The 25865-nt window shown below is 62.9% G+C and carries 27 protein-coding genes; 8 read left to right on the top strand and 19 right to left on the bottom strand.

Going from position 1 to position 25865, the window contains the following annotated elements; all coding sequences use genetic code 11:
• Positions 1-137 precede the first annotated feature (137 nt).
• A complete protein-coding gene (locus ACZ5VE_RS00245) occupies positions 138-1760 on the top strand; it encodes a long-chain-fatty-acid--CoA ligase (RefSeq protein WP_464456105.1) in 1623 nt (540 codons plus the stop codon).
• A gap of 145 nt (positions 1761-1905) precedes the next feature.
• Here ACZ5VE_RS00245 and ACZ5VE_RS00240 read toward each other — a convergent pair whose 3' ends face one another.
• Positions 1906-2526 (bottom strand): glutathione S-transferase family protein, encoded by a 621-nt coding sequence (locus ACZ5VE_RS00240; protein WP_464456104.1) that lies wholly within the window; start codon positions 2524-2526, stop codon positions 1906-1908.
• Positions 2523-3233 (bottom strand): glutathione S-transferase family protein, encoded by a 711-nt coding sequence (locus tag ACZ5VE_RS00235; RefSeq protein ID WP_464456103.1) that lies wholly within the window; start codon positions 3231-3233, stop codon positions 2523-2525. The genes ACZ5VE_RS00240 and ACZ5VE_RS00235 overlap by 4 nt, the downstream gene beginning before the upstream one ends.
• 179 nt (positions 3234-3412) lie before the next feature.
• Between ACZ5VE_RS00235 and ACZ5VE_RS00230 the strand changes: the two genes are divergently transcribed.
• Complete coding sequence (locus ACZ5VE_RS00230; RefSeq protein WP_464456102.1) at positions 3413-4591, top strand: acyl-CoA dehydrogenase family protein; 1179 nt, start codon at positions 3413-3415, stop codon at positions 4589-4591.
• A gap of 58 nt (positions 4592-4649) precedes the next feature.
• On the opposite strand, the gene pyrF is transcribed toward ACZ5VE_RS00230, so the two are convergent.
• Positions 4650-5492 carry an orotidine-5'-phosphate decarboxylase gene (gene pyrF / locus ACZ5VE_RS00225; RefSeq protein ID WP_464456101.1) on the bottom strand — a complete coding sequence of 281 codons (843 nt, stop codon included), beginning with the start codon at positions 5490-5492 and terminating at the stop codon, positions 4650-4652.
• An 88-nt stretch (positions 5493-5580) separates the two neighbouring features.
• On the opposite strand from pyrF, the gene ACZ5VE_RS00220 reads away from it, so the two are divergent.
• On the top strand, positions 5581-6465 hold the full coding sequence (locus tag ACZ5VE_RS00220) for a DMT family transporter (RefSeq protein ID WP_464456100.1): 885 nt from the start codon (positions 5581-5583) through the stop codon (positions 6463-6465).
• Positions 6466-6653: 188 nt separating this feature from the next.
• Here the strand turns inward: ACZ5VE_RS00220 and ACZ5VE_RS00215 are convergent, their stop codons facing one another.
• From ACZ5VE_RS00215 to ACZ5VE_RS00200, 4 genes are read right to left on the bottom strand one after another with little or no spacing between them, the layout of a single operon-like run.
• Positions 6654-7532: a uracil-DNA glycosylase gene (locus tag ACZ5VE_RS00215; protein ID WP_464456099.1), complete on the bottom strand. Its 879-nt coding sequence runs from the start codon at positions 7530-7532 to the stop codon at positions 6654-6656.
• Positions 7533-7540: 8 nt separating this feature from the next.
• A complete protein-coding gene (gene rimI / locus ACZ5VE_RS00210; protein ID WP_464456098.1) occupies positions 7541-8050 on the bottom strand; it encodes a ribosomal protein S18-alanine N-acetyltransferase in 510 nt (169 codons plus the stop codon).
• Positions 8047-8823, bottom strand: coding sequence for a tRNA (adenosine(37)-N6)-threonylcarbamoyltransferase complex dimerization subunit type 1 TsaB (tsaB, locus tag ACZ5VE_RS00205; RefSeq protein ID WP_464456097.1), 777 nt, complete (start codon positions 8821-8823; stop codon positions 8047-8049). Before tsaB ends, rimI begins: the two co-directional genes overlap by 4 nt.
• Positions 8820-9803: a DMT family transporter gene (locus ACZ5VE_RS00200; protein ID WP_464456096.1), complete on the bottom strand. Its 984-nt coding sequence runs from the start codon at positions 9801-9803 to the stop codon at positions 8820-8822. The genes tsaB and ACZ5VE_RS00200 overlap by 4 nt, the downstream gene beginning before the upstream one ends.
• Before the next feature lie 53 nt (positions 9804-9856).
• Here ACZ5VE_RS00200 and dacB point away from each other — a divergent pair, with 53 nt between their 5' ends.
• Positions 9857-11434 (top strand): D-alanyl-D-alanine carboxypeptidase/D-alanyl-D-alanine endopeptidase, encoded by a 1578-nt coding sequence (dacB, locus tag ACZ5VE_RS00195; RefSeq protein ID WP_464456095.1) that lies wholly within the window; start codon positions 9857-9859, stop codon positions 11432-11434.
• 4 nt (positions 11435-11438) lie between these two features.
• Positions 11439-11693, top strand: a complete 255-nt coding sequence (locus ACZ5VE_RS00190; RefSeq protein ID WP_464456094.1) for a SemiSWEET transporter — start codon at positions 11439-11441, stop codon at positions 11691-11693.
• Positions 11694-11700: 7 nt separating this feature from the next.
• Here ACZ5VE_RS00190 and ACZ5VE_RS00185 read toward each other — a convergent pair whose 3' ends face one another.
• The 3 genes from ACZ5VE_RS00185 to purE are packed head-to-tail and all read right to left on the bottom strand — an operon-like array spanning position 11701 to position 14377.
• On the bottom strand, positions 11701-12693 hold the full coding sequence (locus ACZ5VE_RS00185; RefSeq protein WP_464456093.1) for an L-threonylcarbamoyladenylate synthase: 993 nt from the start codon (positions 12691-12693) through the stop codon (positions 11701-11703).
• Positions 12694-12701: 8 nt separating this feature from the next.
• Positions 12702-13871 carry a 5-(carboxyamino)imidazole ribonucleotide synthase gene (locus ACZ5VE_RS00180; RefSeq protein ID WP_464456092.1) on the bottom strand — a complete coding sequence of 390 codons (1170 nt, stop codon included), beginning with the start codon at positions 13869-13871 and terminating at the stop codon, positions 12702-12704.
• On the bottom strand, positions 13868-14377 hold the full coding sequence (gene purE / locus ACZ5VE_RS00175; protein WP_464456091.1) for a 5-(carboxyamino)imidazole ribonucleotide mutase: 510 nt from the start codon (positions 14375-14377) through the stop codon (positions 13868-13870). Before purE ends, ACZ5VE_RS00180 begins: the two co-directional genes overlap by 4 nt.
• Before the next feature lie 80 nt (positions 14378-14457).
• Here purE and trxA point away from each other — a divergent pair, with 80 nt between their 5' ends.
• Positions 14458-15411, top strand: a complete 954-nt coding sequence (trxA, locus tag ACZ5VE_RS00170) for a thioredoxin (RefSeq protein WP_464456090.1) — start codon at positions 14458-14460, stop codon at positions 15409-15411.
• A 101-nt stretch (positions 15412-15512) separates the two neighbouring features.
• On the opposite strand, the gene ACZ5VE_RS00165 is transcribed toward trxA, so the two are convergent.
• On the bottom strand, positions 15513-16034 hold the full coding sequence (locus tag ACZ5VE_RS00165; protein WP_464456089.1) for an Mpo1 family 2-hydroxy fatty acid dioxygenase: 522 nt from the start codon (positions 16032-16034) through the stop codon (positions 15513-15515).
• 154 nt (positions 16035-16188) lie between these two features.
• On the opposite strand from ACZ5VE_RS00165, the gene ACZ5VE_RS00160 reads away from it, so the two are divergent.
• Complete coding sequence (locus ACZ5VE_RS00160; protein ID WP_464456088.1) at positions 16189-16554, top strand: hypothetical protein; 366 nt, start codon at positions 16189-16191, stop codon at positions 16552-16554.
• A gap of 58 nt (positions 16555-16612) precedes the next feature.
• Here the strand turns inward: ACZ5VE_RS00160 and ACZ5VE_RS00155 are convergent, their stop codons facing one another.
• The 3 genes from ACZ5VE_RS00155 to pyk form a co-directional block, all read right to left on the bottom strand.
• Positions 16613-17521 carry a phosphoribosylaminoimidazolesuccinocarboxamide synthase gene (locus ACZ5VE_RS00155; RefSeq protein WP_464456087.1) on the bottom strand — a complete coding sequence of 303 codons (909 nt, stop codon included), beginning with the start codon at positions 17519-17521 and terminating at the stop codon, positions 16613-16615.
• Between the two features lie 117 nt (positions 17522-17638).
• Entirely contained in the window at positions 17639-18703 is a 1065-nt protein-coding gene (gene fba / locus ACZ5VE_RS00150; RefSeq protein ID WP_464456086.1) for a class II fructose-bisphosphate aldolase, read from the bottom strand.
• 195 nt (positions 18704-18898) lie between these two features.
• On the bottom strand, positions 18899-20332 hold the full coding sequence (gene pyk, locus ACZ5VE_RS00145; RefSeq protein ID WP_464456085.1) for a pyruvate kinase: 1434 nt from the start codon (positions 20330-20332) through the stop codon (positions 18899-18901).
• A gap of 203 nt (positions 20333-20535) precedes the next feature.
• On the opposite strand from pyk, the gene ACZ5VE_RS00140 reads away from it, so the two are divergent.
• Entirely contained in the window at positions 20536-21651 is a 1116-nt protein-coding gene (locus tag ACZ5VE_RS00140; protein ID WP_464456084.1) for a fatty acid desaturase, read from the top strand.
• A 165-nt stretch (positions 21652-21816) separates the two neighbouring features.
• Here the strand turns inward: ACZ5VE_RS00140 and ACZ5VE_RS00135 are convergent, their stop codons facing one another.
• From ACZ5VE_RS00135 to def, 5 genes are all read right to left on the bottom strand, one after another.
• Positions 21817-23010 carry a phosphoglycerate kinase gene (locus ACZ5VE_RS00135; RefSeq protein WP_464456083.1) on the bottom strand — a complete coding sequence of 398 codons (1194 nt, stop codon included), beginning with the start codon at positions 23008-23010 and terminating at the stop codon, positions 21817-21819.
• Between the two features lie 230 nt (positions 23011-23240).
• Complete coding sequence (locus tag ACZ5VE_RS00130) at positions 23241-23588, bottom strand: AzlD domain-containing protein (protein WP_464456082.1); 348 nt, start codon at positions 23586-23588, stop codon at positions 23241-23243.
• A complete protein-coding gene (locus ACZ5VE_RS00125; protein ID WP_464456081.1) occupies positions 23585-24316 on the bottom strand; it encodes an AzlC family ABC transporter permease in 732 nt (243 codons plus the stop codon). Before ACZ5VE_RS00125 ends, ACZ5VE_RS00130 begins: the two co-directional genes overlap by 4 nt.
• Positions 24316-25281, bottom strand: coding sequence for a methionyl-tRNA formyltransferase (gene fmt / locus ACZ5VE_RS00120; protein WP_464456080.1), 966 nt, complete (start codon positions 25279-25281; stop codon positions 24316-24318). The genes ACZ5VE_RS00125 and fmt overlap by 1 nt, the downstream gene beginning before the upstream one ends.
• Positions 25282-25288: 7 nt before the next feature.
• Complete coding sequence (gene def / locus ACZ5VE_RS00115; protein ID WP_464456079.1) at positions 25289-25795, bottom strand: peptide deformylase; 507 nt, start codon at positions 25793-25795, stop codon at positions 25289-25291.
• Positions 25796-25865 lie beyond the last annotated feature (70 nt).

Here is a 25865-nt window from a genome sequence, read left to right as displayed (position 1 = left end):
CGTCTTTTCAGCGGGCGTCAAAAATACCCGGGCACAGCCCGGGTACTGCCTGGGTGCGACCCGAATAAGCGATAGCATCCGCTGTTATCGTTGGCACCAAGCCTTGCATTCCCATCGCATCTCCAGGAGACAAATCCATGCCCCAACCCGGCCTCATGATGAACCGCCCACTGCTCATTTCGGGCATCCTCGAACACGGCGCTGCGCAGTTCGGTGACCAGGAAATCGTCTCGCGCGAGACGCACGGCCCGCTGCACCGCTATACGTATGCCGACGCGGCCAAACGCTCGCGCCAGCTGGCCAACGCCTTGGCGCAAATGGGCCTCAAAGCAGGCAGCGCGGTCGGCTCGATCGCCTGGAACAACCACCGCCACCTTGAGGCCTATTACGCCGTCTCGGGCAGCGGCATGGTCATGCACACCTGCAACCCCCGCCTGCACCCGCAGCAGCTGATCTATGTGATCAACCACGCCGAGGACGAAGTGGTGCTGTTTGACGCCACCTTTGCGCCGCTGGTCAAAGGCATTGCCGCGCATTGCCCCAAAGTCCGCGCCTGGGTGTGCCTGGCCGATGCGGGCAACACACCCGCCATCGAGGGCGTGGCGAATGTGATGAACTACGAGGGCCTGATCAGTGGCCAGTCTGACAGCTTCAATTGGCCCGCACTGGACGAAAACACCGGCGCAGCGCTGTGCTACACCTCGGGCACGACCGGCAACCCCAAGGGCGTGCTGTACACGCACCGCGCCATCGTGCTGAACGCCACCACCGCCTGCATGCCCGATGTGCTGGGCCTGTCCACCCAAGAGACCATCTTGCCCGTGGTGCCCATGTTCCACATCAACGCCTGGTGCATCCCCTATGCCGCGCTGGTGGCAGGCACCAAGCTGGTGTTGCCTGGCCCCAAGCTCGACGGCCCGAGCCTGTTTGAGCTGATGGACACCGAGCAAGTCACCATCAGCGCAGGCGTGCCCACCATCTGGATGGGCCTGATCCAGCACGTCGAGCAAAACAACTTGCGCTTTGCCCACATGAAGCGCACCTGCGTGGGTGGCTCGGCCATGCCGATGGCGCTGATCGCCAAGTTCATGGACACCTATGGCGTGGAAGTGCGCCACGGCTGGGGCATGACCGAGACCACCGCCGTGGCCACCATGAGCAACCTGGGCCGCGCCGACCGCCTCAAACCCGCCGCCGAGCAGCACGCCATCGTGGCCAAACAAGGCAAAACCGTCTCGGGCATCGAGATCAAGATCGTCGATGAAAACGGCCACGACCTGCCCCGCGACGGCAGTTCGCAAGGCGAGCTGATGGTGCGCGGCCAGTGGATCGTGGAGCGCTATTTCAAGGCCGAGAAAACCGCGCTGGTGGACGGCTGGTTCCCCACGGGTGACATCGCCACCATCGACGCGCACGGCACCATGCAGATCCGCGACCGCACCAAGGATGTGATCAAGACCGGCGGCGAATGGATCAGCTCGATCGACCTGGAAAACGCAGCGGTGGGTCACCCCGCTGTGGCCATGGCCGCCGTGATCGGCGTCAAGCACCCCAAGTGGGACGAGCGCCCCCTGCTGTTCATCGTGCGCAAACCGGGGCAGTCGGTGGAGAAACAAGAAATCCTCGACTTCCTGGCCACCAAGGTGGCCAAGTGGTGGGTGCCTGACGACGTGGTCTTCCTCGAATCCCTGCCCGTGGGCGGCACCGGCAAGGTGCAAAAGAACGACCTGCGCAAGGAATACGGCGGCGTGTTCAGCTGAATTTGCATCTCTGTGGGAGGCCGCCCCTGCGGCCGAATGCCTTTCCCTGTGGGAGGCTGCCCCTGCGGCCGAATGTCGGCGCACTTGAAAGCTTGCACAATGCAACAGCCTTCGCGAGCAGGGGCTCGCTCCCACATGGCCCCCTTCAAACCTTGGCGCTTGGCCGCTCGTTCACCCGGTCGCGCCAGGCCTGCAAGGCGCTCATGCCCTCGTCACCGGGCACGAACTTCATCAGGCCCCGCGCAAACTCCAGCGCACAAAACGCGGTGATGTCTGCGATGGTGAAACGCTCACCCGCGATCCAGGGCTGACTTTGCAGGGTTTGGTCAAACCAGCGGGCCACATCGCGCACCTTCTCGGCTTGCGAACGGCCAAACTCAGGGAACTGCGGTTTCTCTAAAGCGGCCAAGCCCGGGTGGCTGTGGCGGATCGCGTTGGCGATACCCCCCAGCAAATACAACTCCACCTGCCGGTCGGCCATCTCGATGAAGCCGCGCTCATCGCCATCCACGCCCATCAGGTTAGGTTCGGCGTAACGGCCCTCCAGCAAGGTGCAGATCGCCCGGGTTTCGGTGATCACGCGGCCGTCATCCAGCTCCAGCGCGGGCACTTTGGCCAGCGGGCTTTTGGCCAGGTATTCAGGCTGGCGGTGCTCGCCACCGTTCAGGTCCATGTTGACCATCTCGATGCCGGTGATGTTTTTCTCCACCAGGAACATCAGCACCCGGCGCGGGCTGGGGGCGCGGTGGGCGGTATAGAGCTTCATGACGCCTCCTTTTTGTTTTGACCCATCTCGACCATCTTGCGGGCTTCCTCTGAAAACTTTTTGGCGGCATCGTCGCCGTCTTGGGTGAGGTTGATTCTGGAAGGCGGCGCTTCGATGCCACGCTGCACGGCGGGGCGTTGGCGGATCGCATCCAGCCAACGCTTGAGGTGCGGCAAATCATCCACCGCCACGCCCGACCAGCGGTGCGTGCGCACCCAGGCCCAGTTGGCGATGTCGGCAATCGAGTAATCACCGGCCAGGTATTCGTGGTCCTTGAGGTGGCTGTCGAGCACCGTGAACAGGCGCTTGCTCTCGCCTTGGTAGCGGTCGATCGCGGGCTGGATTTTTTCCGGAAAGTAGCGAAAAAACACATTGGCCTGCCCCATCATCGGCCCGATGCCGCCCATCTGAAACATCAGCCACTGCAGCACACGCGAGCGGCCCTTGGCATCGGTGGGCATGAGCTGCCCGGTTTTTTCAGCCAAATAAATCAGGCAGGCGCCCGACTCGAACACCGCAAAGTCATCGGCATCGCGGTCCACGATGGCCGGGATGCGGCCATTGGGGCAGATGGCCAAAAAGTCGGGCTGCTTCTGCTCGCCCTTGGACAAGTCGAGCACCTTGAGCGTGTAGGGCAGCGCCAGCTCTTCGAGTGCGATGGAGACTTTGTGCCCGTTGGGCGTGGCGGCGGTGTAGAGGTCGATCATGGGCGCAGGCTAGCAGCCATGCGCACAGCACGCTGGCGCGCAGATGACAGCCCGCTTGACTTTCAAAACAACGCCGCCTTGGCGACAGCGGGTCACGGGGCGGACAGATCAAGGCCGCTGCAGCCTTTCCAATAGGGGCATGACAGCTTCTTCGACCCCTTTTCAAAAACGCTCGGCCTATGAACTTTGACATCTCCCCCGACCTGCAAGCCCTGCGCGAGCGCACCCGCCAATTCATCACCGAACAGGTGATCCCGCTGGAAGGTGATCCACGCCACGGCGCGCATGGCCCGTCCGAAGAGCTGCGCCGCGAATTGGTGGCACGCGCACGCGCTGCGGGCCTTCTCACGCCCCACGCCTCGGTCGAGATGGGCGGACTGGGCCTGAGCCACATCGCCAAGGCGGTGGTGTTTGAAGAAGCCGGTTACTCCAACCTGGGGCCGACCGCGCTCAACATCCACGCGCCCGACGAAGGCAACATCCACCTGATGGAAGAAGTCGCCACCCCGGCGCAAAAAGAACGCTGGCTGCGCCCGCAAGTGGCTGGGCAAATCCGCTCATGCTTTGCCATGACCGAACCCGCACCCGGCGCGGGGGCCGACCCGTCGATGCTGACCACCACCGCCGTCAAGGACGGCGACGACTACCTGATCAGCGGCGGCAAGTGGTTCATCACCGGGGCCGAAGGGGCCGATTACGCCATCGTGATGGCGCGAATGGAAGACGGCACCGCCACCATGTTTTTGACCGACATGGACCAACCGGGCATCCGGCTGGAGCGCAGCATGGACGCCATGGACAACTGCTTCACCGGCGGCCATGGGGTGCTGTGTTTTGACAATTTGCGCGTGCCAGCCACCGATGTGCTGGGCGAAGTGGGTCAGGGCTTTCGCTATGCCCAGGTGCGGCTGGCACCGGCACGGCTCACGCACTGCATGCGCTGGCTGGGCCAGGCGCGCCGCGCGCACGACATCGCGCTGGATTACGCCAGCCGCCGCCACGCCTTTGGCAAACCTCTGGCCGAGCACGAAGGTGTGGGCTTCATGCTGGCCGACAACGACATCGATCTGCACACCGCCCGCCTGCACATCTGGCACACCGCCTGGCTGCTGGACCAAGGCCAAAAAGGCGGCTACGAATCGAGCCGCGCCAAAGTGGCCTGCTCCGAAGCCGAGTGGCGCGTGGTGGACCGCTGTGTGCAGATTTTGGGCGGTCAGGGCGTGACCACCGAAACGCCGGTGATGCGCATCTTCATGGACATGCGCGCCTTCCGGATTTATGACGGCCCAAGCGAAGTGCACCGCTGGAGCATGGCGCGCAAGCTGGTGCACAAGGCACAAAAGGCGGCGCAGGGCTGATGGCACACGCCCAGTCAACCAGCCCCCTTGCGCTGGAGGTCTGGTTCAGTGTCAAGGCTCAGGCCTTGGCCGCTTCCAGCGTGTCCCGTGTCTGCACGGCCACCTTGCGCGCAGCCGCTGCAAAGTCGTCGCCACTCGATGCATAGAGCACCGCACGCGAGGAGTTGACGATGATCGACCCCGCGCTGGAGCCATCCTGGTTGGCGCGCCAGCCTGCCTTGACGGTGGCGACCGCATCGCCGCCTTGTGCGCCCACGCCGGGGATCAGCAGGGGCACGGTGGGTGCGAGTTCGCGCACACGTTCAATTTCTTTGGGGTAGGTCGCGCCCACCACCAAGCCCAACTGGCCGTTCAGGTTCCAGGGGCCTTGGGCCAGGCGGGCGACATGCTCGTACAGCAGCGGCTGCCCTTCGACCGAGGCCAAGCGCTGGTTTTGCAGGTCGTCCCCACCGGGGTTGGAGGTGCGGCACAGCAAGAAAGCGCCTTTGCCGTGGTACTTCAAATACGGGGCCACCGAGTCCCAGCCCATGAAGGGCGACAGGGTCACCGCATCGGCACCGTAGCGCTCAAAGGCTTCGATGGCGTACTGCTCGGCCGTGGAGCCGATGTCGCCGCGTTTAGCGTCCAGGATGATGGGGACATTGGGGGCCACGCGGCGCATGTGTTCCATCAGGCGCTCCAGCTGGCCTTCGGCGCGGTGGGCCGCAAAGTAGGCAATTTGGGGCTTGAAGCTGCTAACCAAATCCGCAGTGGCGTCGACGATGGCGGCGCAGAAGTCGTAAATCTTGTTGGAGTCGCCTTTGATGCGGTCCGGGAACTTGGTGGGTTCAGGGTCCAGGCCCACACAAAGCATGGAGCCGTTTTGGCGCTCGGCGGTGCGCAACATGTCGAGAAAGGTCATCCGGGCATTTTAAGCGGCGGCTGGACGTTGGCCGTAGGGCGCTGATGGCGACACCTTGGCGCACACGGCCAAGGCTAAGATGACCGCCATGCACAAACTCTCATCCAGACAATGGACGGTTCTGGTCTTGCTCACCCTGGTGTGGGGCATCAACTGGCCGATCATGAAAATCGGGGTCACAGGCTTTCCGCCGCTGACCTTTCGTGCTTTGTGCATGTGGCTGGGCACGCCGGTTTTGGCTTTGGTGCTGGTGGCGCAACGCGTGCCGTTTCGCATCGGGCGCGAACATTGGCGCGAGTTGCTTTTGCTGGCCACTTTCAACATGTTTTTCTGGCACGGCCTGATCATCGTGGCGGTGCAGTCGTTGTCCAGCGGGCGGGCGGCCATTTTGGGTTACACCATGCCCATGTTTTCTGCGGTGCTGGGCGCGCTGGTGTTTGGCGACCGTCTGGCCCAACGCGCATGGGGTGGCGTGGCCGCTGCCTCGCTGGGGGTGGTGTTGCTGCTGTGGCACGAACTGTCCAACCTGAGCGGCAAGCCCATGGGCGTGTTGCTGGCCTTGGGCGCAGCCAGCACCTGGGCCTTGGGCACACAGCTGCTGCGCCGCACAAAAATGCCCGTGCCCACGCTGACCATTTCTTTCTGGATGGCTTTCATGACCACCGGGCTGATGACCGTGCTCGCCGTTTTACTGGAACGTGATCAATGGCATGCGCCCTCGGAAGCCACATGGGGGTCCATCGCCTTCAACGCGGTGCTGGTCTTTGGCTTTGCCCAAGCCGCCTGGTTTTATTTGGCACGCAGCCTGCCGCCCGTGGCCTCGACGCTCAGCGTGATGCTGATTCCGGTGTTGGGCGTGTTCACGGGTGCGGTGTGGCTTGGCGAAGTCTTGCATTGGCAAGACTGGGCTGCTGTGGGTTTGATGATGTTGTCGATCGCGGCCGTGCTGTGGCCCAAGCGCCAAGCGAGCTGAACCGTCAGCCATTCGCTTGCAGGGGCAAGCGCCCACAAGGACAAGTCGCCTATTTGTGGGAGCGAGCCCCTGCTCGCGAATGACTGCCGAAGCAGCTGCACACATTCGGCCGCAGGGGCAGCCTCCTACAAAACGCGAAGACAGGGGAAGGGCAAGGGGAAGATGCGGCCTCTCACAAAGCCCGAAAGTCAGCCCTGCACCGTTTTGAGCGCCAGCAACAGATCGACCCAGGCTTTGGCTTTGTCTGCCGGGGTGCGCAGCAAGCTGCTCGGGTGGTAGGTCGCCACCACAGGCACGCCTTGGTAAGTGTGCAATTGCCCGCGCAACTTGCCCAGAGGTTCCGAGCTTTGCAACACCGATTGCACGGCAAAGCGGCCCATGACCAAAATGACTTTGGGTTGAACCAGGGCCACTTGTCGTGCCAGATAAGGCGCGCAGGTGCTCAGTTCTTGCGGCGTCGGGTTGCGCCCAGGCGGGCGACACTTGGCGGCGCTGGTGATGTAAACGCCGCCTGCGCCTTGCGCCTTGCGTGCCAAGCCCACCGCTTTGAGCATGTTGTCGAGCAACTGCCCGGCCGGACCGGCAAAAGGCTCGCCTTGTTGCTCTTCGTCTTCACCCGGCGGGTCGCCAATGACCATCCAATCGGCCTGCACATCGCCCACACCAAACACCGATTTTTTGCGCTGGCCACACAAATCGCAGGCTTGGCAAGTGGCCGCCGTGTCTTGCAGGGTGGTCCAGTCCATACGGTCTACACCTTCGGCCAATGGCTGGCCTGCCACGATCACGGCAGGCTGCGCCGGGGCCACAGGAGCAGGGCGCGTGGTGGGTGGCGCGACGGTTACGAGTGTCGGATGCGGGGCAACGGGGGGGCGGACAAGGGGCGCAACAGCCGAGGCCAAGACAGTGCCTGCGCTTGGGGTCACCGGCTCAAGCTCAGCCACGGTCTGCACGGGGGCGGCTGATGCCGCATCGTCTGTGCGCTGTGGCCACCACACGCGCACGCCCATTTCGGCCAGCATGGCGCGCTGGCGGTCGTCAAGGTCAAATCGGGTGGGGTCGCTCATGTTCGGGCTCACAGTTTCAAACTCATCACCACCGCATGCTCACGCTGCTGGCGGTCTGCAGGATAGTAATCCTTGCGGATGCTGACTTGCCGGAAGCCGTATCGCTCATACACCTGCAAGGCACGCTGGTTGCTTTGGCGCACCTCCAGCCAAAGCCATTGCGCGCCCTCATGGCGCGACATGAGCGACAAGGCGTCCAGCATCATGTGGCCCCAGCCTTGACCTTGGCGGGCGGGTGCCACGGTGATGTTGAGCAAGTGCATCTCTTCAAAACCGCGCATGGCCAAAAAGTAGCCCAGCAACTCGCCCTCCAGCCAGAGGCATTGGGCATCGAAAAGCGGGTTGAGCGAATCCCGAAAATTGCCCCGCGACCATGGGTGGCTGTAAGCACTCTGCTCGATGGCCATGACCGCGTCGAGGTTGTCTTGCGTCATGGGGGCCAGAGTGACGGCGCTGCGCTGCGCTTCGGAGGGCTGGGCGCGTGCCGTGGTGCCGGGCTTCGTGTTCACAGCAGTCATGGCTGCAAAGCCGCCTTGGCCAGGGCCACTTGAGCCTTCATGGCCTCTCGTTCGGCGGTGGTGTTGGCCACTTTGTCGCGGATGTACAGCGGCATGGCCTGATCGGCCGGCACAGCCAGACCCTGCGCCCACAAAGCAGGTGCCAAGCGCAGCAAAGCCGCTGCGGTAGGCAAGGCCACACAACGCTCGCCCACGGGCAGGCGCTCGCCATAAGCGACAAACGCATTGCCTGCCAGCAACACGGGGCCCCCCTCGGGCATCTGGATTTTTTCAGGCGCGCTGACCTGCAAAGGCGATGCTTCTTGCCAGCGCCCATGGACGTCGCCGGGCAAAGACGGCCAGCGGTAAGCGGCGCTGTACACCTCGTCCATGCGGGCATCGAGCAGCGTCAGCACCGTCAAGTCGGTGTCGGTTGAAAGCTCGCCCGCTTGCACCTGCGCCCACCGCGCCTCTTCGGCCACGGCCAGCAAAGTGTCCACGGGCAACACCGGCACATCGGCACCAAACGCCAGACCCTGCGCCACGGCACAGGCCGTGCGCAAACCGGTGAACGAGCCCGGCCCCCGGCCAAACACGATAGCGTCCAAGGAAGTGAGCGGCATGTCGGCCTCGGCCAACATGGCCAGCACCGCCGGGATCAAGCCACTCGAAGCCTGTGCGCCACCGGGCAAGGTTTGGGTCCAGACGCGGTCTCCCCGAGCCACGGCCAAAGACAGCACATCGGTGCTGGTGTCAAAAGCCAGCCAACGCCATTCTTTGGTGCCGGTGCTCATGGCTTGCCTCCGGCTGTGGCCACGTTGGGCAAAACGACCACCGGCTTGGCCTGACGCACGCCGAACAAAATGCCGCTGGTCACCAGCGCCAGCCCGGCCAGCAAGTTCCAGTGCATGGGCTCACCCAAAAACCACACAGCGCCCAAGGCCGACAGCCCCGGCACCAGGGCCGTGATCATGGTCGAGCGCACAGGGCCGAAGTGGCGCACCATTTGCGTGAAGGTGATGCCTGAAATAACCACCGACCCCACCCCTTGGAAAACCGCCTGAAACACGATCTCGGTCCACGGCACTTGCGGCAAATGGGTGGGCAAGACCCCCACGCCGATCAAAACCAGATACACCGGCACAAAGCTCACAAAAGCAAAGGCGGTGATGGCCATGGTGGCCCGCACGGCGTCCAGGCCATGGCGCCGCACCGTGACGCTGTAACCGGCCCAACAGCAAGCCGCTGTCATGAACAGCAAATCGCCCTTCCAGACCTCGCCGCCCTCAAACGCCTTGAGCAAACTCGCACCACCCACCAACACATCGCCCAACACAATGAAGCCCAAACCCACCGCACGGACTGTTGAGATTTTTTCGCGCAACACCAGCCAGGCCAGCAAAGTGGTCCACAAGGGCAAGCTGCCCGGCATCAGAACCGAGGCATGCGAAGCGGGTGCAAAAAAGAACCCGCTGTAGGCCAGCACGGCATAGAGCATGCCGCCCAAAAAGCCCGCCTGCACGGTGGGCGTCAATGGCAAGGGCGACAAGCCCCCCAGTGAGCCGGTTTTTTGACCCGCTTTGCGCGCCGGGCGCATCAGCCACCAGGCCCATGGCAATAAGATGCTGCTGGCGCCCACAATGCGGGCCAAAGCAATGTCGAGCGGCAACAAGCCCCGCGACGCCGAAGCCCGCGCAATGACGATGAAGCCCGTCCAGATGAGCACCGTGATGACCGCTGAGGCCAAGCCCACGGTTTTTGAAGAAAATCGCATGGCCCGAATGATACGGCCCCGCCGTGCCAGGCTCTGGCCATTAGACTCACCGGATGACCTTGACCCGCGCACCGCGCCCTCTGTTGCCCATCTGGTGGCTGGCCCTGTTCACTGTGCTGGCCTGGACCGGAACACGGCCAATACCCGCCAGCGCCCAAACTGCGCCTGCAGCCCTCAACCAAGATGCCTTGGCGCATGCCGCCCAAGCCGGTTTGCCCCCTGCCGTGTTGAAAACCCTGCGCCAGGCGCAAGTGGCCCCATCGGCAGTGAGCGTGTTGATCACCCCTTTGCCTGCCGCGAATGCCCCTGGCCTCGCCGCCGAGATGGCCATCCCGCGGCTGTCACACCGCCCACAAGCGGCCAGCAATCCGGCCTCGGTCATGAAGCTGTTCACCACCTATGCCGGCTTGAGCTTGCTGGGCCCCGACCACGTCTGGCGCAACCGTGTTTATGCCGATGGTGCGGTGCGGGACGGCGTGCTGCACGGCAACCTGGTTGTGCGCGGCAGCGGCGACCCCAAACTGGTGCTGGAGCGCCTGCAAGACCTTCTGGGCCAGGTGGTCGCCGCAGGCGTGCGCGAGGTGCGCGGCGACATCGTGCTGGACCGCAGTGTGTTTGACGTGCGTGAGCGGAGCGAACCGTTTGACGACGAACCACTGCGTCCCTACAACGTGTCACCAGACGGGCTGCTGCTCAACTTCAAAGCGGTGGTTTACAAGTTCACCCCCAACGCGGCCAGCGGACAAGTGCAGGTGCGCTTCGAGCCGCCGTTGGCCGGCATGGATGCGCAGACACAACTGCCTGCCAGCAACGCCGCCTGCAACGACTGGCGCAGCCAGCTCAAAGCCGACTTCAGCCAGACGCTGCAAGTGCGTTTTGCAGGCAGCTACCCCACCCGCTGTGGCGAACGCGAGTGGCCCGTGGCCTATCCAGACCCCGAACAATATGCACCCCGCGTCATGCAAGCGTTGTGGCTGGCCGCAGGGGGCCGCCTGAGCGGTCAGGTGCGCTATGGCTTGCGGCCTGCGTCCGCTCGGCTGCTGGTGGATGCGCCCTCTTTGCCCCTGGCCGAGGTCATTCAGGACATCAACAAGTTCTCCAACAACGTGATGGCGCAGCAGCTGTTCCTGACGCTGTCGAGCGAATTGGGCGCACCCGGCCGCTTCGAGGCATCGCGCCTTCGGGTGTTGCAATGGTGGCGCAGCGCCTTGCCCGGACAAGAAGAACCGGTGTTGGACAACGGCTCGGGCCTGTCACGCACCGAGCGCAGCTCCGCCGCGTCTTTGACGGCATTGCTGCAAGCGGCCCACACCGGCCCGTACGCGCAGGCTTTTGTCAAATCACTCTCTCAAGCGGGCATCGACGGCACCACCGCACGCCTGAAAGAGCGCAATCCGCAGTCCCCGGTGATCGGCAACGCATGGCTCAAAACCGGATCACTGCGCGATGTGGTGTCTGTGGCCGGTTATGTGCAAGGCCAAAGCGGCCAGCGCTACACCGTGGTCGCCATCGTGAACCACCCCAATGCCAGCCAAGCCCGCCCCGCACTGGACCAGCTGCTGGAATGGACGGTACATGACCAGAACAACCCGGGCAGCACATCCGCCGCCTTGCAGCGCCAGCGACAATAGGCCCATGAACCTGATTGACTGGGTCGGCTCTTTGGCCGCCATCCTCACAACCGCCAGCTTTGTGCCCCAAGCCTGGCACACCTTTCGCACACGCGATGTGAGCGGCATTTCTCTGGGCATGTACAGCCTGTTCACCGTCGGCGTGACTTTGTGGCTGGTTTACGGCATCTTGATGGTGGCCTGGCCCATCATCATCGCCAACGTCATCACCACCAGCCTCGCGCTGATGATTCTGGTGATGAAGCTGCGTTACCGCTGAAACGGTTTCAGGCCGCTGCCCGCTGTAAGCGGTCGCGCACGCCTTCCCACTCGGGGGTGTCGGGTGGCAACTGCACCCAAATTTGCTGCACACCACACGCATCCAGATCGCGCAACACACTGAACAGCGCATGTGCCGCCTGCTCGGCCATCTGCGGCTGGGCACGCCAGAGCACCCCGGCACCCAAGCCTGCGCCGTCATCAGGGCGCACAGCAGACCACAGGCCCAGGTTGTTGGCGTGCGGACCCAAAGCCTGCAGCTTGGCCGCGATGTCTTGCGCCGACATCAAGCGCACTTTGGCGCGGGGCGCGTAATGTGATTCGAGCGTGCCCGAGGCGCGAGGCGCAGGCTGCACCACGGCATCCTTGTCCAGCACGGCGCGCCCGCAAGCGGCTTCAATCTGCGGCCGCGTGATGTGCCCCGGGCGCAGCAGCACCGGCTCGCCCCGGGTGCAGTCGATGATGGTGGACTCGATGCCCACATCGCATTCACCGCCGTCCAGAATCAACAAATCAGGGCCCAGCTCAGACTGCACATGCGCCGCCGTGGTCGGGCTAACCCGGCCAAAGCGGTTGGCACTGGGGGCCGAAACACCTTGCACGCCCAGCGCAGTGCACGCCTGGAGCAGCGCCTGTGCCACCGGGTGCGAAGGGCAGCGCAAACCAATCGAGTCTTGCCCCCCGGCCGAAGCCGTGGCCACACCACTTTGGCGCGGCAAGATCAAAGTGAGAGGGCCGGGCCAGAAAGCATTGATCAAGCCTTGCGCGAAATCGGGCACCTGCGCGGCAAACAGTGGCACCTGCGCAGCGCTGGCCACATGCACGATGAGTGGATGATCGGCCGGGCGGCCTTTGGCCACAAAGATTTTCGCCACGGCCGCGTCGTCCGTGGCGTTGGCGGCCAGGCCGTAAACCGTCTCGGTCGGCATGCCCACCAATTGGCCGTCACGCAAAGCTTGCGCCGCCTGCGCAATGGCCCGATCGTCTGCAGCGAGGATCATGAGCAGCCTTAAAACGCTTCGATGCCGAGCAAAGCAGCCGCTTGCAAGGCCGTGGCGCGCACCGCCTCGGGCGTGGCACCGGTGATGTTCAGGTGGCCCATCTTGCGGCCCGGGCGGGCCGAGAGCTTGCCGTACAGGTGAAGGTGCGTGCCGGGCAAGGCCAACACCTGGTCCCAAGCAGGGCTGGCACCCTCAGGCCACAGGTCACCCAGCAGGTTGAGCATGATGGCGGGTGAATGCTGGCGCGGCTGCGTGAGCGGCAGGCCCGCCAGCGTGCGCACTTGCAGCTCGAACTGCGACTGGTCGCAGGCGTTCATCGTGTAGTGGCCACTGTTGTGCGGGCGCGGGGCCATCTCGTTGACGACCAACTGGCCGCTTTCGAGGATGAAAAACTCCACGCACAGCACGCCCACATAGTGGATGCCTTCGGCAATGGCACGGGTGGCAGCCACCGCCTGCGCCGCCAGTGCGGCAGGCACCGCGCCTTCGTACACGCTGGTCACAGCCAAAATGCCTTCGCGGTGCAAATTCAGCTGCACCGGGAAGTTGACGATCTGGCCATCGGCCCCACGCGCCACGATGACCGAGCACTCGGCCTTCAGAGGCAGCATTTTTTCGAGCACGCAAGGCACGTTTTTGAGCTGGTCCCAAGCGGCGGTCAATTCCTCACGGGTCTTGACGCGGATCTGGCCTTTGCCGTCGTAGCCCATGCGGGCGGTCTTGAGGATGCCAGGCAGCAAATCGTCGGCCACCGCCGCCAGCTGTGCGGGCGTGGCGATCACCGCGTGCGGTGCCACGGGCACGCCGCAGCGCACAAAATGGGCTTTTTCAGCAGCGCGGTCTTGCGCAATCGCCACGGCGTCGGCGGCTGGGGCCACGGGGCGTTGCGCGCCCAAGGTCATCAGCGCGGGCGCAGGCACGTTTTCAAATTCGGTGGTGATGGCCGCGCAGCGCTGCATCAACTGGGCCAGGCCCTGCTCGTCCAGGTAATCGGTCTGCACATGGTGGTGGCTGACCAAGCCAGCCGGGCTAGCAACATCCGGGTCGAGCACGGCCGTGAAGTAGCCCATGGCCTGCGCTGCGTGCACGAACATGCGGCCCAACTGGCCACCGCCCATCACGCCCAGCGTGGCGGGCTGGCCATTGACCATGGCTCCCGGCAAGATGGCCCGGCTCATGCGGCACCCAAAGGTGAAACAGGTGGCAAGGTCATGGCGCGTGCGGCTTCGGTCTGCGCAGCGCGAAAGGCTTCAAGCTTTTGGCGCAAGGCCGCATCGTGGTTGGCCAGCATGGCCACCGCAAACAGGGCGGCATTGGCCGCGCCCGCTGCGCCAATGGCAAAGGTCGCCACCGGCACGCCCTTGGGCATTTGCACAATGCTGTGCAACGAATCCACACCCGACAGGGCCTTGGTCTGCACCGGCACGCCCAGCACGGGCACCACGGTTTTGGCCGCGATCATGCCGGGCAGATGGGCCGCGCCGCCTGCCCCCGCGATGATGGCCTGCAAGCCCCGCTCGGCTGCGCTCTGTGCATAGGCAAACATATCGTCCGGCATTCTGTGGGCCGAAACCACGCGGGCGTCGTGAGGGATGCCAAACTGTTGGAGAATCTGGACTGCGTGCTGCATGGTGTCCCAGTCGGAGCTGGAACCCATGACGACGCCGATGAGCGCTTGAGTCATTGGGTGCTTTTCGTGATCAATGTCGAATTTTAAGGTTTCACCCGCACGGGTCCGAAACACAACCCGGAACACTGCCCACCATGATGGACGTCACGATACAAAATTTTGAAGCCGAGGTCATCGAAGCCTCGATGACCACGCCCGTGCTGGTGGACTTTTGGGCGCCATGGTGCGGCCCCTGCAAATCGCTGGGCCCCGTCCTCGAAAAGGTGGAGACCGCCTACGAAGGCCGCTTCAAACTGGTCAAAATCAACTCCGACGACGAGCAGCAACTGGCCCAGGCCTTTGGTATCAAAAGCATCCCGACCTGCGTTTTGCTGAAAAACGGCCAACCGGTCGATGGTTTCATGGGTGCCTTGCCCGAGGGCCAAGTCAAACAGTTCCTGGACAAACACCTGCCCGCCGCCGAAGAGCTGCAGGCCCAAGCGGCCGCTGAAGAGGCCCAGCAGCACCTGCAAGCCGGTGACGAGCACAGCGCCCGCGCCGCCCTAGAGCAAGCCCTGGCCACCGACCCCGGCAACGACGATGCCCGTTTTGACCTGGTCAAGCTGCTGATCGGCCTGGGCGAGCTGGCCGAAGCCGCCGCCTTGCTGGCCCCGGCCATGAGCCGCATTCCGGTGCCCTTGCGCTTTGAAGCCCAGACCCAGTGGCTCAACGCCCTGGAATTTGTGACCAACGACCCGCGTGGCCAATGGGAACTGGCCAAATTTGACGAACTGATTGGCCAGAACAAGCGCGACTTTGAAACCCGCTTTGCCAAAAGTCGCCTGCTGATCGCCGTTGGGCAGTGGGAAGCGGCGATGGACGAGTTGCTCGAAATCATCATGCGCGACAAAAAGTGGGACGACGAAGCCCCGCGCAAAAGCTTTGTGGCCCTGTTGGAGCTGATGACCCCACCCAAGCCCAAGGCACAAGACGCCACAGGCAAATCAGCCGGTGGCATCGAGCTGATGGGCAAAGCCGCACAGCAAGAAGACCCGCTGCTGACCATGATCTCCAGCTACCGGCGCAAGCTGAGCATGATGCTGAACTGACACTTCACAGGCAAAAGCGGCAACACGAGCCGCGTCTGAAACCGAAAAGCCCGGTTGCACCGCATGAACTGCAGGGCATCCGGGCTTTTTGACGCTGCGGCTTAGCGTGCAGGCCCGGCTTGACGCTCGATGTCTCTGCGCATTTTTTGCAGCAGCCCCACGCCCATGAGCAGTTCGCCCACCACGAACATCGGGCCGACCAGCAAGCCGACCAGATCGTCCACAAATGCGGGTTTGCGGCCTTCAAAATAATGGCCGACAAACTGGAAAATCCAGCCGATCAGAAACAGGCTAAGACCCGCTTGCCAAACCGGTACACCCCAGGCTGCAGACCATGTCGGCACCTGATGGGCCGCCGCGATCAACAAGCCGTTGACCCCCGACGTGGCCACCCCCAACAAGAGATCACCCCGGCTCAGGTACCACAGGCTCGTCAGTGCCCACATGGCCCAAGCCAGCGTCAGATCATGGCCCGCCACCGTCCACAACGGGCCCAGCATCAACACCCCGATCGACAAAAAAATCAGTGGGATGCCCACCAAATGGGTCGCGATGTTGCGGCGATCACGGTGGTAATGGGCGTATTGCACCATCAACGGCGTCGCAGGGCGAAAAAGCGTCATTCGATCCTCTCGTTCGGGCCATCCAAGCGCCCAATGTAGTACTTGCCGTTACAGACATTTACCGGTTTCACCGGTCCAAATGGGCTGTGGTGGCGCTTTTCAAGTGTGAAGCTCCCTAGAATTGAACCATCACTTTTGCATTCATTTCTGAACCATGCCCCGCACCGAACCCCTGATCACCCCTGAAGAGCTTCAATGCTTGCTCGGTGGTGCGTCTGCGCGGTCCGACGCACCCGGCACCAGTGTTTGGAACAACCTGCAGAACATCCATTTTGGCGCAGCGCTTTGGCTGGTCAAGGGTGTTTTCCTGTATGCGGTGCTGATGCATGCCGACGCGGCCAACCTGATGGGCAGCAGCCGCTACCTCGGGATGCGCGGGACACTGGAACTCTTGTGCCTGACTGCTTTCTGGGGTGCATGCCTGCACCCACGCGGTCGCTCGGTCGCCTGCGGCACCATGCTGGTGGCCAGCACAACTTTGCTGATGGATGCCATGACTTTGTTGGCCTTGCCGGGCTGAACGGCCCCGACCCCATGCAAAAGAAAAAGGCGCTGCATTGCAGCGCCTTTTTTCATGGTCAGGCCATCAGCCGGGTCATGGCTTCTTCGTATTTGGCGGCTGTTTTCTCAATCACCTCACGCGGCAAACGCGGTGCGGGCGGGGTCTTGTCCCAAAGCTTGCCATTGACCTGGGCTGTTTCCAGCCAGTCGCGCAAAAACTGCTTGTCGTAGCTGGGGGGGTTGGCCCCTTCCACATAGCTATCCGCTGGCCAATAACGCGAAGAGTCGGGCGTGAGCACCTCGTCCATCAACACCAGCGTGCCGTCGGCATCCAGGCCAAACTCGAACTTGGTGTCGGCAATGATGATGCCTTTGGTCGCAGCGATGTCACGGGCCGCCTTGTACAGCTGGATGCTGATGTCGCGGATGCGGGTGGCCAGATCGGCACCGATCATGTCCACCGTTTGCTCGAAGGTGATGTTTTCGTCGTGCTCGCCCACCGCGGCCTTGGCTGCAGGGGTGTAAATGGGTTCGGGCAACAGGCTGGCGTTTTTCAGGCCTGCAGGCAACTTCACGCCGCACACGGCTTGGTTGTCCTGGTATTCCTTCCAGCCACTGCCTGCCAGATAGCCGCGCACCACCGCCTCGACCGGGATGGGTTTGAGGCGCTTGACCAGCATGGAGCGGCCTTTGACCTGGGCCACTTCATCGACCGACACCACGCTCTCGGGGGCATCGCCTGTCAAGTGGATCGGGCAGATGTTCAAACCCTTGGGGCCGAGCTGGTCAAACCAGAACAAAGCCATTTGCGTCAACAACACGCCCTTGCCGGGGATGGGCTCGCCCATGATCACATCGAACGCGCTGATGCGGTCGGACGCCACCATCAGGATGCGGTCGTCGCCCACGGCGTAGTTGTCGCGCACCTTGCCACGGGCCAGCAAGGGCAAGGAAGTCAGGGCCGAGGTGTGAAGCGCAGAGGTCATGGCAAAAACAGTCAAGCAACAGCAAAAAAGAAAAAGGCCCGTTGAACAGTCAACGGGCCATTCGGGTCAATTATCGCAGGACCGGCGGCACACTTCCGGTGCCGCAGGGCACGCGAATCAGCGGACCACCTGGGCCAGCTCGCCCTTGGCGTAGCGGGCAGCGACCACTTGCAGGGTCTCGCCCTTGATCTTGGGGGCCTGGCCTTCGCAGCCAAACTCCAGATAGCGCTGCTTGCACAGCTGCTTGGCCGCTTCGCGGGCGGGCTTGAGCCATTCTCGGGCATCGAACTTGTCGGGGTTTTCAAACAAGAACTTGCGGCAAGCAGCCGTCATGGCCAGGCGGATGTCGGTGTCGATGTTGATCTTGCGCACACCGTGCTTGATGGCTTCTTGAATCTCTTCCACCGGCACGCCGTAGGTTTGCTTCATCTGACCACCGTACTGGTTGATCATGGCCAGCAGCTCTTGCGGCACGCTGCTGGAGCCGTGCATCACCAAATGCGTATTGGGAATGCGGGCGTGGATTTCTTTCACACGCGATATGGCCAAAATGTCGCCCGTGGGCTTGCGGCTGAACTTGTAGGCACCGTGGCTGGTGCCAATGGCGATGGCCAAGGCATCCAGACCGGTGGCTTTCACGAACTGGGCGGCTTCTTCGGGGTCGGTCAGCATCTGGCTGTGGTCCAGCTTGCCCACGGCGCCAATGCCGTCTTCTTCACCGGCTTCGCCGGTTTCCAGGTTGCCCAAACAGCCCAGCTCACCCTCGACCGACACGCCCAGCTTGTGGGCCATCTCGACCACGCGGCGGGTCACGTCGACGTTGTACGCAAAATCAGCGGGTGTTTTGCCGTCTTCCAGCAAGGAGCCGTCCATCATCACCGATGAAAAACCGAGGTTCATGGCACCTTGGCAAACGGCTGGGCTTTGGCCGTGGTCTTGGTGCATGACCAGCGGAATGTGCGGCCACTGTTCGGTCGCGGCTTGAATCAAATGCTTGATGAAAGGCTCACCGGCATATTTGCGGGCACCGGCACTCGCTTGCAGGATGACCGGCGCACCGACTTCGTCGGCTGCCGTCATGACGGCCTGGACTTGCTCCAGGTTGTTGACGTTGAAAGCTGGAATGCCGTAGCCGTTGACGGCCGCATGGTCCAGCAGCTCGCGCATTGAAACGAGTGCCATGGTGGTGAGTTCCCGGGAAGTTGAAGATTCTGGTCAACCGGGCAGCACCCGGCGAGCAACAGCCCGGATTTTATAGGTTTCGGTCTGACACAGGCCTGAACCCATCGCCCCCCGAAACACATGCCGCAGAAGTTCTGAACAGCGACAGTGGAGCGCGTCGTAGGTGGGCCGGAGGTGGCAGTCGCCACCTCGGCTTCAGGCGACCTTGCAGATTTTCAGCATGTTGGTGCCGCCGGGTGAGCCCATGGGCTCGCCGCAGGTGATGGCATACACATCGCCCGTACCCACAATGTTGCGGATCTTCAGGTGCGCTTCGGCTTCGGCCAAGGCGGTATCGCGGTCAGCGCTGGTGTCCATCAACAGGGGACGCACGTTGCGGTACAGCGCCATCTTGCGCTGCGAGGTCAGCTTGGTGGTCAGGGCGTAAATCGGGATGTGCACGCGGTGGCGGCTCATCCACAAGGCGGTCGAGCCCGATTCGGTCATGGCCACAATGGCTTTGGCACCCAAGTGGTGGGCGGTGAACAGTGCGCCCATGGCGATCGACTGGTCAATGCGGCTGAACATCTGGCCTTTGAAGTCGGCATCGAGCGCCGGGTCTTCAGCGCTTTCGGCCGCCGCGCAAATCTTGGCCATTTCCTCCACCGTCTCCAGCGGGTATTTGCCCGCAGCGGTCTCGGCGCTGAGCATCACGGCATCGGTGCCGTCGAGCACGGCGTTGGCCACGTCGGACACCTCGGCGCGGGTGGGCACCGGGTTGGTGATCATGCTTTCCATCATCTGGGTGGCGGTGATGACGACCTTGTCGTGCACCTTGGCCAGCTTGATCATGCGTTTTTGCAGGGCAGGCACAGCGGCGTTGCCCACTTCGACGGCCAAGTCACCCCGGGCGACCATGATGCCGTCGCTGGCCTTGAGAATCGCTTCGAGGTGCGGAATGGCTTCGGCACGTTCAATCTTGGCGATCAGGCCGGGCTTGTGGCCGTATTCGGCCCCCGCCACATTGCACAGCTGGCGGGCCATTTCCATGTCGGTGGCGTTTTTCGGAAAGCTCACCGCCACATAGTCGGCCAGCAAGCTCATGGCGGTCTTGATGTCGTCCATGTCCTTGGCGGTCAAGGCCGGGGCGGTCAGGCCGCCGCCTTGCTTGTTGATGCCCTTGTTGTTGGACAGCTCGCCGCCCAGCTTGACGGTGGTGTGCACCTGCTCACCTTTGACGGCGTTCACGGTGAGCACGATCAGGCCGTCGTTGAGCAAGAGCACATCACCGGCTTTCACGTCGCGGGGCAACTCTTTGTAATCGAGGCCGACGCCCTGAATGTCGCCCGGCTCGGTGCGCGAGGCGTCCAGCACAAACGGCTCGCCCGGCTCGAGCATGACTTTGCCCTCGGCAAACTTGCCCACGCGGATCTTGGGGCCTTGCAGGTCGGCCATGATGGCCACTTCACGGCCAGCGCGCCGGGAGGCTTCGCGCACCAGGCGGGCACGGTCCACATGGTCTTGGGCCTTGCCGTGGCTGAAGTTCAGGCGCACCACATTGACGCCAGCGCGGATCATGGCTTCGAGCAAGGCAGGGTCGCTGGAAGCAGGGCCTAAGGTGGCAACAATTTTGGTGGCACGGCGTGTCATTCGGGAAGTCTCCATGTAATTTGGTTTCAATTTTCACACGAAATCAGTTACATGCCGGGAACTTTTAGCGGGTGCAACGGTCCATGCCCAAACAAGCGGCATATACCCATTGACCCCTCTCAGCCCCCTGAATTGATCCTTGTCAGCCCAAGTAGGCTTCGGGGCGACTAAACTTACGCCCAAGCGATTGACCTAGAAACACCATGACCGCATTGCATACACCGACCGATCACCAGCCTGTTGGGCTGGACCAGCCCCTGCCGCACCGCAAAACCTTGCGCGAGTGGCTGATCCCCTTGTCCGAGCGCAGCACCTTCCGGGCCTTTGTGCTCTTGATCGTGGACTACGCCCTGTTTTTCAGCCTGATCACTGGCACCATCGCCTTGGAGTCCGTTTGGCTCAAAGTGCTGTGCGCGCTGGCAGCTGGTTTCGTGATCGGCCGTTTGTTCATCATTGGCCACGACGCCTGCCACCAGAGCCTGACACCCCACCGCGAACTCAACAAGGTGCTGGGCCGCATCGCGTTTTTGCCCTCGCTCACGCCCTACAGCCTGTGGGACACCGGCCACAACGTGGTGCACCACGGCTACACCAACCTCAAGGGCGTAGACTTCGTCTGGACACCGCTGACGGCCACCGAATTTGAAGCCTTGAATCCCCTGCAAAAGCTGCTGGAGCGCGCCTACCGCAGCGGCTGGGCACCCGGTCTGTACTACATGATCGAAATCTGGTGGAAGCGCGAGTTCTTCCCCAACAAGACCCACATGCCCACCCGCCGCCCGATCTTCTTCAAGGACAGCATGCTGGTGAGCCTGTTTGCCGCGTTCTGGATCGCCACGATCGCAGCGGCTGCGGTGTACACCGGCCAATCGGTCTGGTTGTCGCTTTTGCTGGGCTTTGCCGTGCCCTTCTTCTTCTGGAACAGCATGATCGGCTTCGTGGTCTATGTGCACCACACCCACGTCAAGGTGTCCTGGCACGACAACAAGGCCGCCTGGACCAAGGCCGCACCGTTCGTGTCGACCACCGTGCACCTGACCTTCCCGTTCAACATTGGCGCGCTGATGCACCACATCATGGAGCACACCGCCCACCATGTGGACATGAGCATCCCCTTGTACCGCTTGAAGCAGGCTCAGGCCAAGCTCGAAGAAATGCTGCCTGGCCGCATCATCGTGCAGCCGTTCTCGTGGAAGTGGTACTTCGAGACCGCCAAGAACTGCAAAATGTACGACTTCACACGCGAGTGCTGGACCGACTTCAAGGGCAACATGACCAGCCCGGTGCGCGGCAACTTGCCACCACCAGCGCAGGCCTGAACGGGTCTTTGCCCCCAACAACAAAAAACCCCGCAGTGCGGGGTTTTTTGTTGTCGGAAATCAGCTTGCCTCCATGTGGGAGGCCGCCCCTGCGGCCGAATGGATGCTGTGGCTCAGGCCAGCATTCGCGAGCAGGGGCTCGCTCCCACAAAGGGAAATAGCCGATCAGCCTGCAACGCGTTTGGCCAAGATTTCAAATGCGGGCAAGGTTTTGCCTTCGAGAATTTCGAGGAACGCGCCGCCGCCGGTCGAGATGTAACCAACCTGTTTTTCGATGCCGTATTTGGCGATTGCCGCCAGCGTGTCGCCACCGCCTGCGATGCTGAAGGCGCTGGACTCGGCAATCGCCTGGGCGATGACCTTGGTGCCGTTTTCAAAGGCCGCGAACTCAAACACACCCACCGGGCCGTTCCAGACAATGGTGCCTGCTTGCTTGAGCTGGGCCGCCAGCTGAGCGGCGGTCTCGGGGCCGATGTCCAGGATCAGGTCGTCGTCGTCCACTTCGGTGGCTTTTTTGACGGTGGCCACGGCGTCGGCGGCAAAGGTCTTGGCGGTCACGACATCGGTCGGGATCGGCACTTCGGCCCCACGCGCCTTCATGGCCTCGATCACAGCTTTGGCCTCATTCACCAGATCGGCTTCGGCCAAGCTCTTGCCAATCTTCAGGCCCGCCGCCAGCATGAAGGTGTTGGCAATGCCGCCACCCACAATCAACTGGTCCACGTTTTGCGACAGGCTCTTCAAGATGGTCAGCTTGGTGCTGACCTTGCTGCCCGCCACGATGGCCGCCAGCGGGCGCTTCGGGTTGGCCAGGGCCTTGCCAATGGCGTCGATCTCGGCAGCCAGCAAAGGGCCCGCGCAAGCGATGGGGGCGAACTGGGCGATGCCGTACGTCGTGCCTTCGGCGCGGTGGGCGGTGCCAAACGCGTCGTTCACATAGATGTCGCACAACTGGGCCATCTTGCGGGCCAGCTCTTCGTTGTTCTTCTTCTCGCCCTTGTTGACGCGGCAGTTCTCCAGCAGCACGACCTGGCCGGGGGCCACGGTCACGCCATCGACCCAGTTGGCCACCAGCGGAACTTCACGACCCAGCAACTCCCCCAAACGCTTGGCCACCGGAGCCAGTGAGTCTTCGGGCTTGAACTCGCCCTCGGTCGGGCGGCCCAGGTGGCTGGTCACCATGACGGCCGCACCTGCGGCCAGCGCCATCTGGATGCAGGGCACGCTGGCGCGCACGCGGGTGTCTTCGGTGATGCTGCCGTCATCGGCTTGCGGCACATTCAGGTCGGCACGGATGAAGACGCGTTGGCCTGCGGCTTGGCCGTTGGCACACAGATCGGAAAAACGGATGACGTTCATGGGGGACTTGTCCTGTATCGGGAAAAATTACACTCGATTTTAAAAGCAGCGGCAGCGCGCACATTCGCGAGCAGGGGCTCGCTCCCACAAAAGACCCAACACCGGCACTGCGCCAATGCCTGCTCTGTGTGGGAGGCTGCCCCTGCGGCCGAACGTTTGAAGCGGCTCGGCACGCATTCGCGGGCAAAAGTATCGGCAAGCGCTTGCGCCCACGAAGAAGTGGGCCAAAATCACCAACCCAAGCCGAGATGCAAAGGCAAATAAACCGCCATGCCCGCGATGATGGTGAAGAGCACATCACGACGCCAGAAATAAACGGCAGCACCGACCACGGCAGAAAAAAGACGGGCGTCTTGCCAGGTGGTGATCAACACCCCTTGCACGGTGACGATTTCGGGCACCACCACGGCCGACAAGGCGGCAATGGGCGCGTATTGCAGGCCGCGCTGCGCCCAGTGCGGCAGCTGCCAGCTTTTGCTGGAAATGAAAAAGAAGCTGCGCGTGAGCACCGTGACCAGCGCCAGCCCCACGATGACGGCCAGAGTCCAGAGATCGGTGCCCCCTCCATTCGCGCTCATGCGGCAACTCCGGGCGCAGGGCGGAGTTTTTCCACCGTCAGGCACAGGATCACCGCCACGGCAATCGCCACCACGATGTTGAGCTTGAGCGGTAGGCTGTAGGCCACCACCGCAGCCACACCCGCCACCGCGGCCGACAGCATGCGCATGCGCGAGCTGGCCAGCGAACACTGAATGCCCAGCAGGCACAAAATGCCCGCAAACCCCAAACCCCAGCTGGGCGGAATCAGGTTGGCCAGCGCGATGCCGACAAAACTCGCCACGATCCACGACAGCCAGTTCAGGAAATCGTTGCCCGCCAGATAAGCCTCTTGTTCCAGCCGCCCATGCGGCGTCTCGGCCGGGTGGGGGTATTTGCGCACGAAGAGCACATAGCTGATGTCGGCCGTCAGATAACCATGAACCATGCGCTGCCAGCGCGGCAGGTGGATCAAGAACTGGCGCAGGTGCAGGCTGAACACCACAAAGCGCAAGTTGACGCAAAAGCCGGTGGCCAAAATCACCCAGGCGGGCGCGCCCGCCACGATGAGCGGGATCGCCGCCAACTGCGAACTGCCCGCAAACACCAGCAGCGTCATGGCGCTGGCCTCGAACACACTCATGCCCGACTTGACCATGGCCACGCCGGTCATGAGGCCCCAAGCGGCAATACCCGGCGACTGCGGCGACACCTCGCGCATGCCCACCAAGAAAGCGGGGTGACGGTACAGGCGCGAAAGAAAAAACATCAGGCCACCACCAGCCGCTGGCCGGCCTGCAACGGACAACCGTGCAGGAAGTCGGCTGCGTTCAGCCGCTTGCCACCGGGCCGCTGCAATTGCGTCAGGCATAACTGCCCTTGTCTGCAGGCCACACGGACGCCCGAAGCGTCGGCACGGAGCACGGTGCCGGGCTCGGCGGCTTGGGCCAAAGGCTCAGCCACGGCTTGCCACAGCTTGAGGGTTTCGGTGCCGGATGCCGTCGTGAGCGGCACCGTCATGCCCGGGAAGGGGTCGAACGCACGGATGCGCCGGGCCAGCACCTCGGCGCTCAAGGTCCAGTCCAGCGCGGCTTCGGCTTTTTCGATCTTGTGGGCGTAGGTCACGCCTTCAACAGGTTGAGGTTCGTGCGGCAAAGCATCGAGCGAGGCCAGCGCCTGCACAATCGCCTCGCCGCCCAACGCCGCCAAACGGTCGTGCAACACGGCGGTGGTGTGGGTCGGCAAGATGGCTTCGGTGCGCACCAGCAGCATGTCGCCCGTGTCCAGGCCCGCGTCCATCTGCATGATGGTGATGCCCGTCTGCGTGTCACCCGCCTCGATGGCGCGGTGGATGGGCGCCGCACCGCGCCAGCGGGGCAGCAGCGAAGCGTGGATGTTCAGGCAGCCGCGCGGGGGAAAATCCAACGTCCACTGCGGCAGGATCAAACCATAAGCGGCCACGATCATGGCGTCGGCATCGGCCGCCAACAGGGCCTCACGGGCGGTTGCGGCGTCTTCGGGGTATTTGCCGTCCAGACGCAGGCTGCGCGGCTGGGCCACGGGCACCGCGTGGTCTAGCGCCCATTGCTTCACGGGCGAGGGCTGGAGCTTCATGCCGCGCCCGGCAGGCCGGTCGGGTTGGGTCAGCACCAAGGCGATATCGTGGCCAGCGGCGTGCAAGGCGGCCATGGCCACTTGGGCAAATTCGGGCGTGCCCGCAAAAATCAGTCGCATGCCGTGCTCAGCGCTCGGCTTTTTGGGCTTTGACCAGTTTGGTCTTGATGCGGCCTTGCTTGAGGGGGGACAGGTATTCGACGAACACTTTGCCCTTCAAGTGGTCCAACTCGTGCTGGATGCAAATGGCCAGCATGCCTTCGGCCTCGATGTTTTGAGCCTTGCCGTGGCGGTCCAGCGCTGTGAGCTTGACGGCGGTGGCCCGCTCGACGCCGTCGTAAATACCAGGCACCGACAAACAACCTTCTTCACCCTTGACACGCTCGTCGCTCATCCAGGTGATTTCGGGGTTGATCAGCACCAGCGGCTGGTTGCGCTCTTCAGACACGTCAATCACCACCAAACGCTCATGCACGTCGATCTGCGTGGCCGCCAGGCCAATGCCGCTGGCGTCGTACATGGTGGCCAGCATGTCGTCGATCAAGGCGCGGATGCGGTCATCCACCGCTTGCACGGGCTGGGCCACCTTGTGCAGGCGTGGGTCGGGGTAGCAAAGGATGGGAAGCAGGGCCATGGGGTCAAAACGGAAAGGAAATCAGGGCTGTATTGTCCCCAATTTCCGATGCGCCTGCCGGGACAGGCCC

It is taken from the genome of Limnohabitans sp. INBF003 (assembly GCF_055396645.1).
The sequence above is the reverse complement of the archived record's forward strand: the minus strand, read 5'-3'. Positions and strand labels throughout refer to the sequence as shown.

Excerpts from the sequence above, each read along its gene's own strand:
- ACZ5VE_RS00245 (WP_464456105.1), top strand. The coding sequence starts at position 138 with ATGCCCCAACCCGGCCTCATGATGAACCGCCCACTGCTCATTTCGGGC.
- ACZ5VE_RS00240 (WP_464456104.1), bottom strand. The coding sequence starts at position 2,526 with ATGAAGCTCTATACCGCCCACCGCGCCCCCAGCCCGCGCCGGGTGCTG.
- ACZ5VE_RS00235 (WP_464456103.1), bottom strand. The coding sequence starts at position 3,233 with ATGATCGACCTCTACACCGCCGCCACGCCCAACGGGCACAAAGTCTCC.
- ACZ5VE_RS00230 (WP_464456102.1), top strand. The coding sequence starts at position 3,413 with ATGAACTTTGACATCTCCCCCGACCTGCAAGCCCTGCGCGAGCGCACC.
- pyrF (WP_464456101.1), bottom strand. The coding sequence starts at position 5,492 with ATGACCTTTCTCGACATGTTGCGCACCGCCGAGCGCCAAAACGGCTCC.
- ACZ5VE_RS00220 (WP_464456100.1), top strand. The coding sequence starts at position 5,581 with ATGCACAAACTCTCATCCAGACAATGGACGGTTCTGGTCTTGCTCACC.
- ACZ5VE_RS00215 (WP_464456099.1), bottom strand. The coding sequence starts at position 7,532 with ATGAGCGACCCCACCCGATTTGACCTTGACGACCGCCAGCGCGCCATG.
- rimI (WP_464456098.1), bottom strand. The coding sequence starts at position 8,050 with ATGACTGCTGTGAACACGAAGCCCGGCACCACGGCACGCGCCCAGCCC.
- tsaB (WP_464456097.1), bottom strand. The coding sequence starts at position 8,823 with ATGAGCACCGGCACCAAAGAATGGCGTTGGCTGGCTTTTGACACCAGC.
- ACZ5VE_RS00200 (WP_464456096.1), bottom strand. The coding sequence starts at position 9,803 with ATGCGATTTTCTTCAAAAACCGTGGGCTTGGCCTCAGCGGTCATCACG.
- dacB (WP_464456095.1), top strand. The coding sequence starts at position 9,857 with ATGACCTTGACCCGCGCACCGCGCCCTCTGTTGCCCATCTGGTGGCTG.
- ACZ5VE_RS00190 (WP_464456094.1), top strand. The coding sequence starts at position 11,439 with ATGAACCTGATTGACTGGGTCGGCTCTTTGGCCGCCATCCTCACAACC.
- ACZ5VE_RS00185 (WP_464456093.1), bottom strand. The coding sequence starts at position 12,693 with ATGATCCTCGCTGCAGACGATCGGGCCATTGCGCAGGCGGCGCAAGCT.
- ACZ5VE_RS00180 (WP_464456092.1), bottom strand. The coding sequence starts at position 13,871 with ATGAGCCGGGCCATCTTGCCGGGAGCCATGGTCAATGGCCAGCCCGCC.
- purE (WP_464456091.1), bottom strand. The coding sequence starts at position 14,377 with ATGACTCAAGCGCTCATCGGCGTCGTCATGGGTTCCAGCTCCGACTGG.
- trxA (WP_464456090.1), top strand. The coding sequence starts at position 14,458 with ATGATGGACGTCACGATACAAAATTTTGAAGCCGAGGTCATCGAAGCC.
- ACZ5VE_RS00165 (WP_464456089.1), bottom strand. The coding sequence starts at position 16,034 with ATGACGCTTTTTCGCCCTGCGACGCCGTTGATGGTGCAATACGCCCAT.
- ACZ5VE_RS00160 (WP_464456088.1), top strand. The coding sequence starts at position 16,189 with ATGCCCCGCACCGAACCCCTGATCACCCCTGAAGAGCTTCAATGCTTG.
- ACZ5VE_RS00155 (WP_464456087.1), bottom strand. The coding sequence starts at position 17,521 with ATGACCTCTGCGCTTCACACCTCGGCCCTGACTTCCTTGCCCTTGCTG.
- fba (WP_464456086.1), bottom strand. The coding sequence starts at position 18,703 with ATGGCACTCGTTTCAATGCGCGAGCTGCTGGACCATGCGGCCGTCAAC.
- pyk (WP_464456085.1), bottom strand. The coding sequence starts at position 20,332 with ATGACACGCCGTGCCACCAAAATTGTTGCCACCTTAGGCCCTGCTTCC.
- ACZ5VE_RS00140 (WP_464456084.1), top strand. The coding sequence starts at position 20,536 with ATGACCGCATTGCATACACCGACCGATCACCAGCCTGTTGGGCTGGAC.
- ACZ5VE_RS00135 (WP_464456083.1), bottom strand. The coding sequence starts at position 23,010 with ATGAACGTCATCCGTTTTTCCGATCTGTGTGCCAACGGCCAAGCCGCA.
- ACZ5VE_RS00130 (WP_464456082.1), bottom strand. The coding sequence starts at position 23,588 with ATGAGCGCGAATGGAGGGGGCACCGATCTCTGGACTCTGGCCGTCATC.
- ACZ5VE_RS00125 (WP_464456081.1), bottom strand. The coding sequence starts at position 24,316 with ATGTTTTTTCTTTCGCGCCTGTACCGTCACCCCGCTTTCTTGGTGGGC.
- fmt (WP_464456080.1), bottom strand. The coding sequence starts at position 25,281 with ATGCGACTGATTTTTGCGGGCACGCCCGAATTTGCCCAAGTGGCCATG.
- def (WP_464456079.1), bottom strand. The coding sequence starts at position 25,795 with ATGGCCCTGCTTCCCATCCTTTGCTACCCCGACCCACGCCTGCACAAG.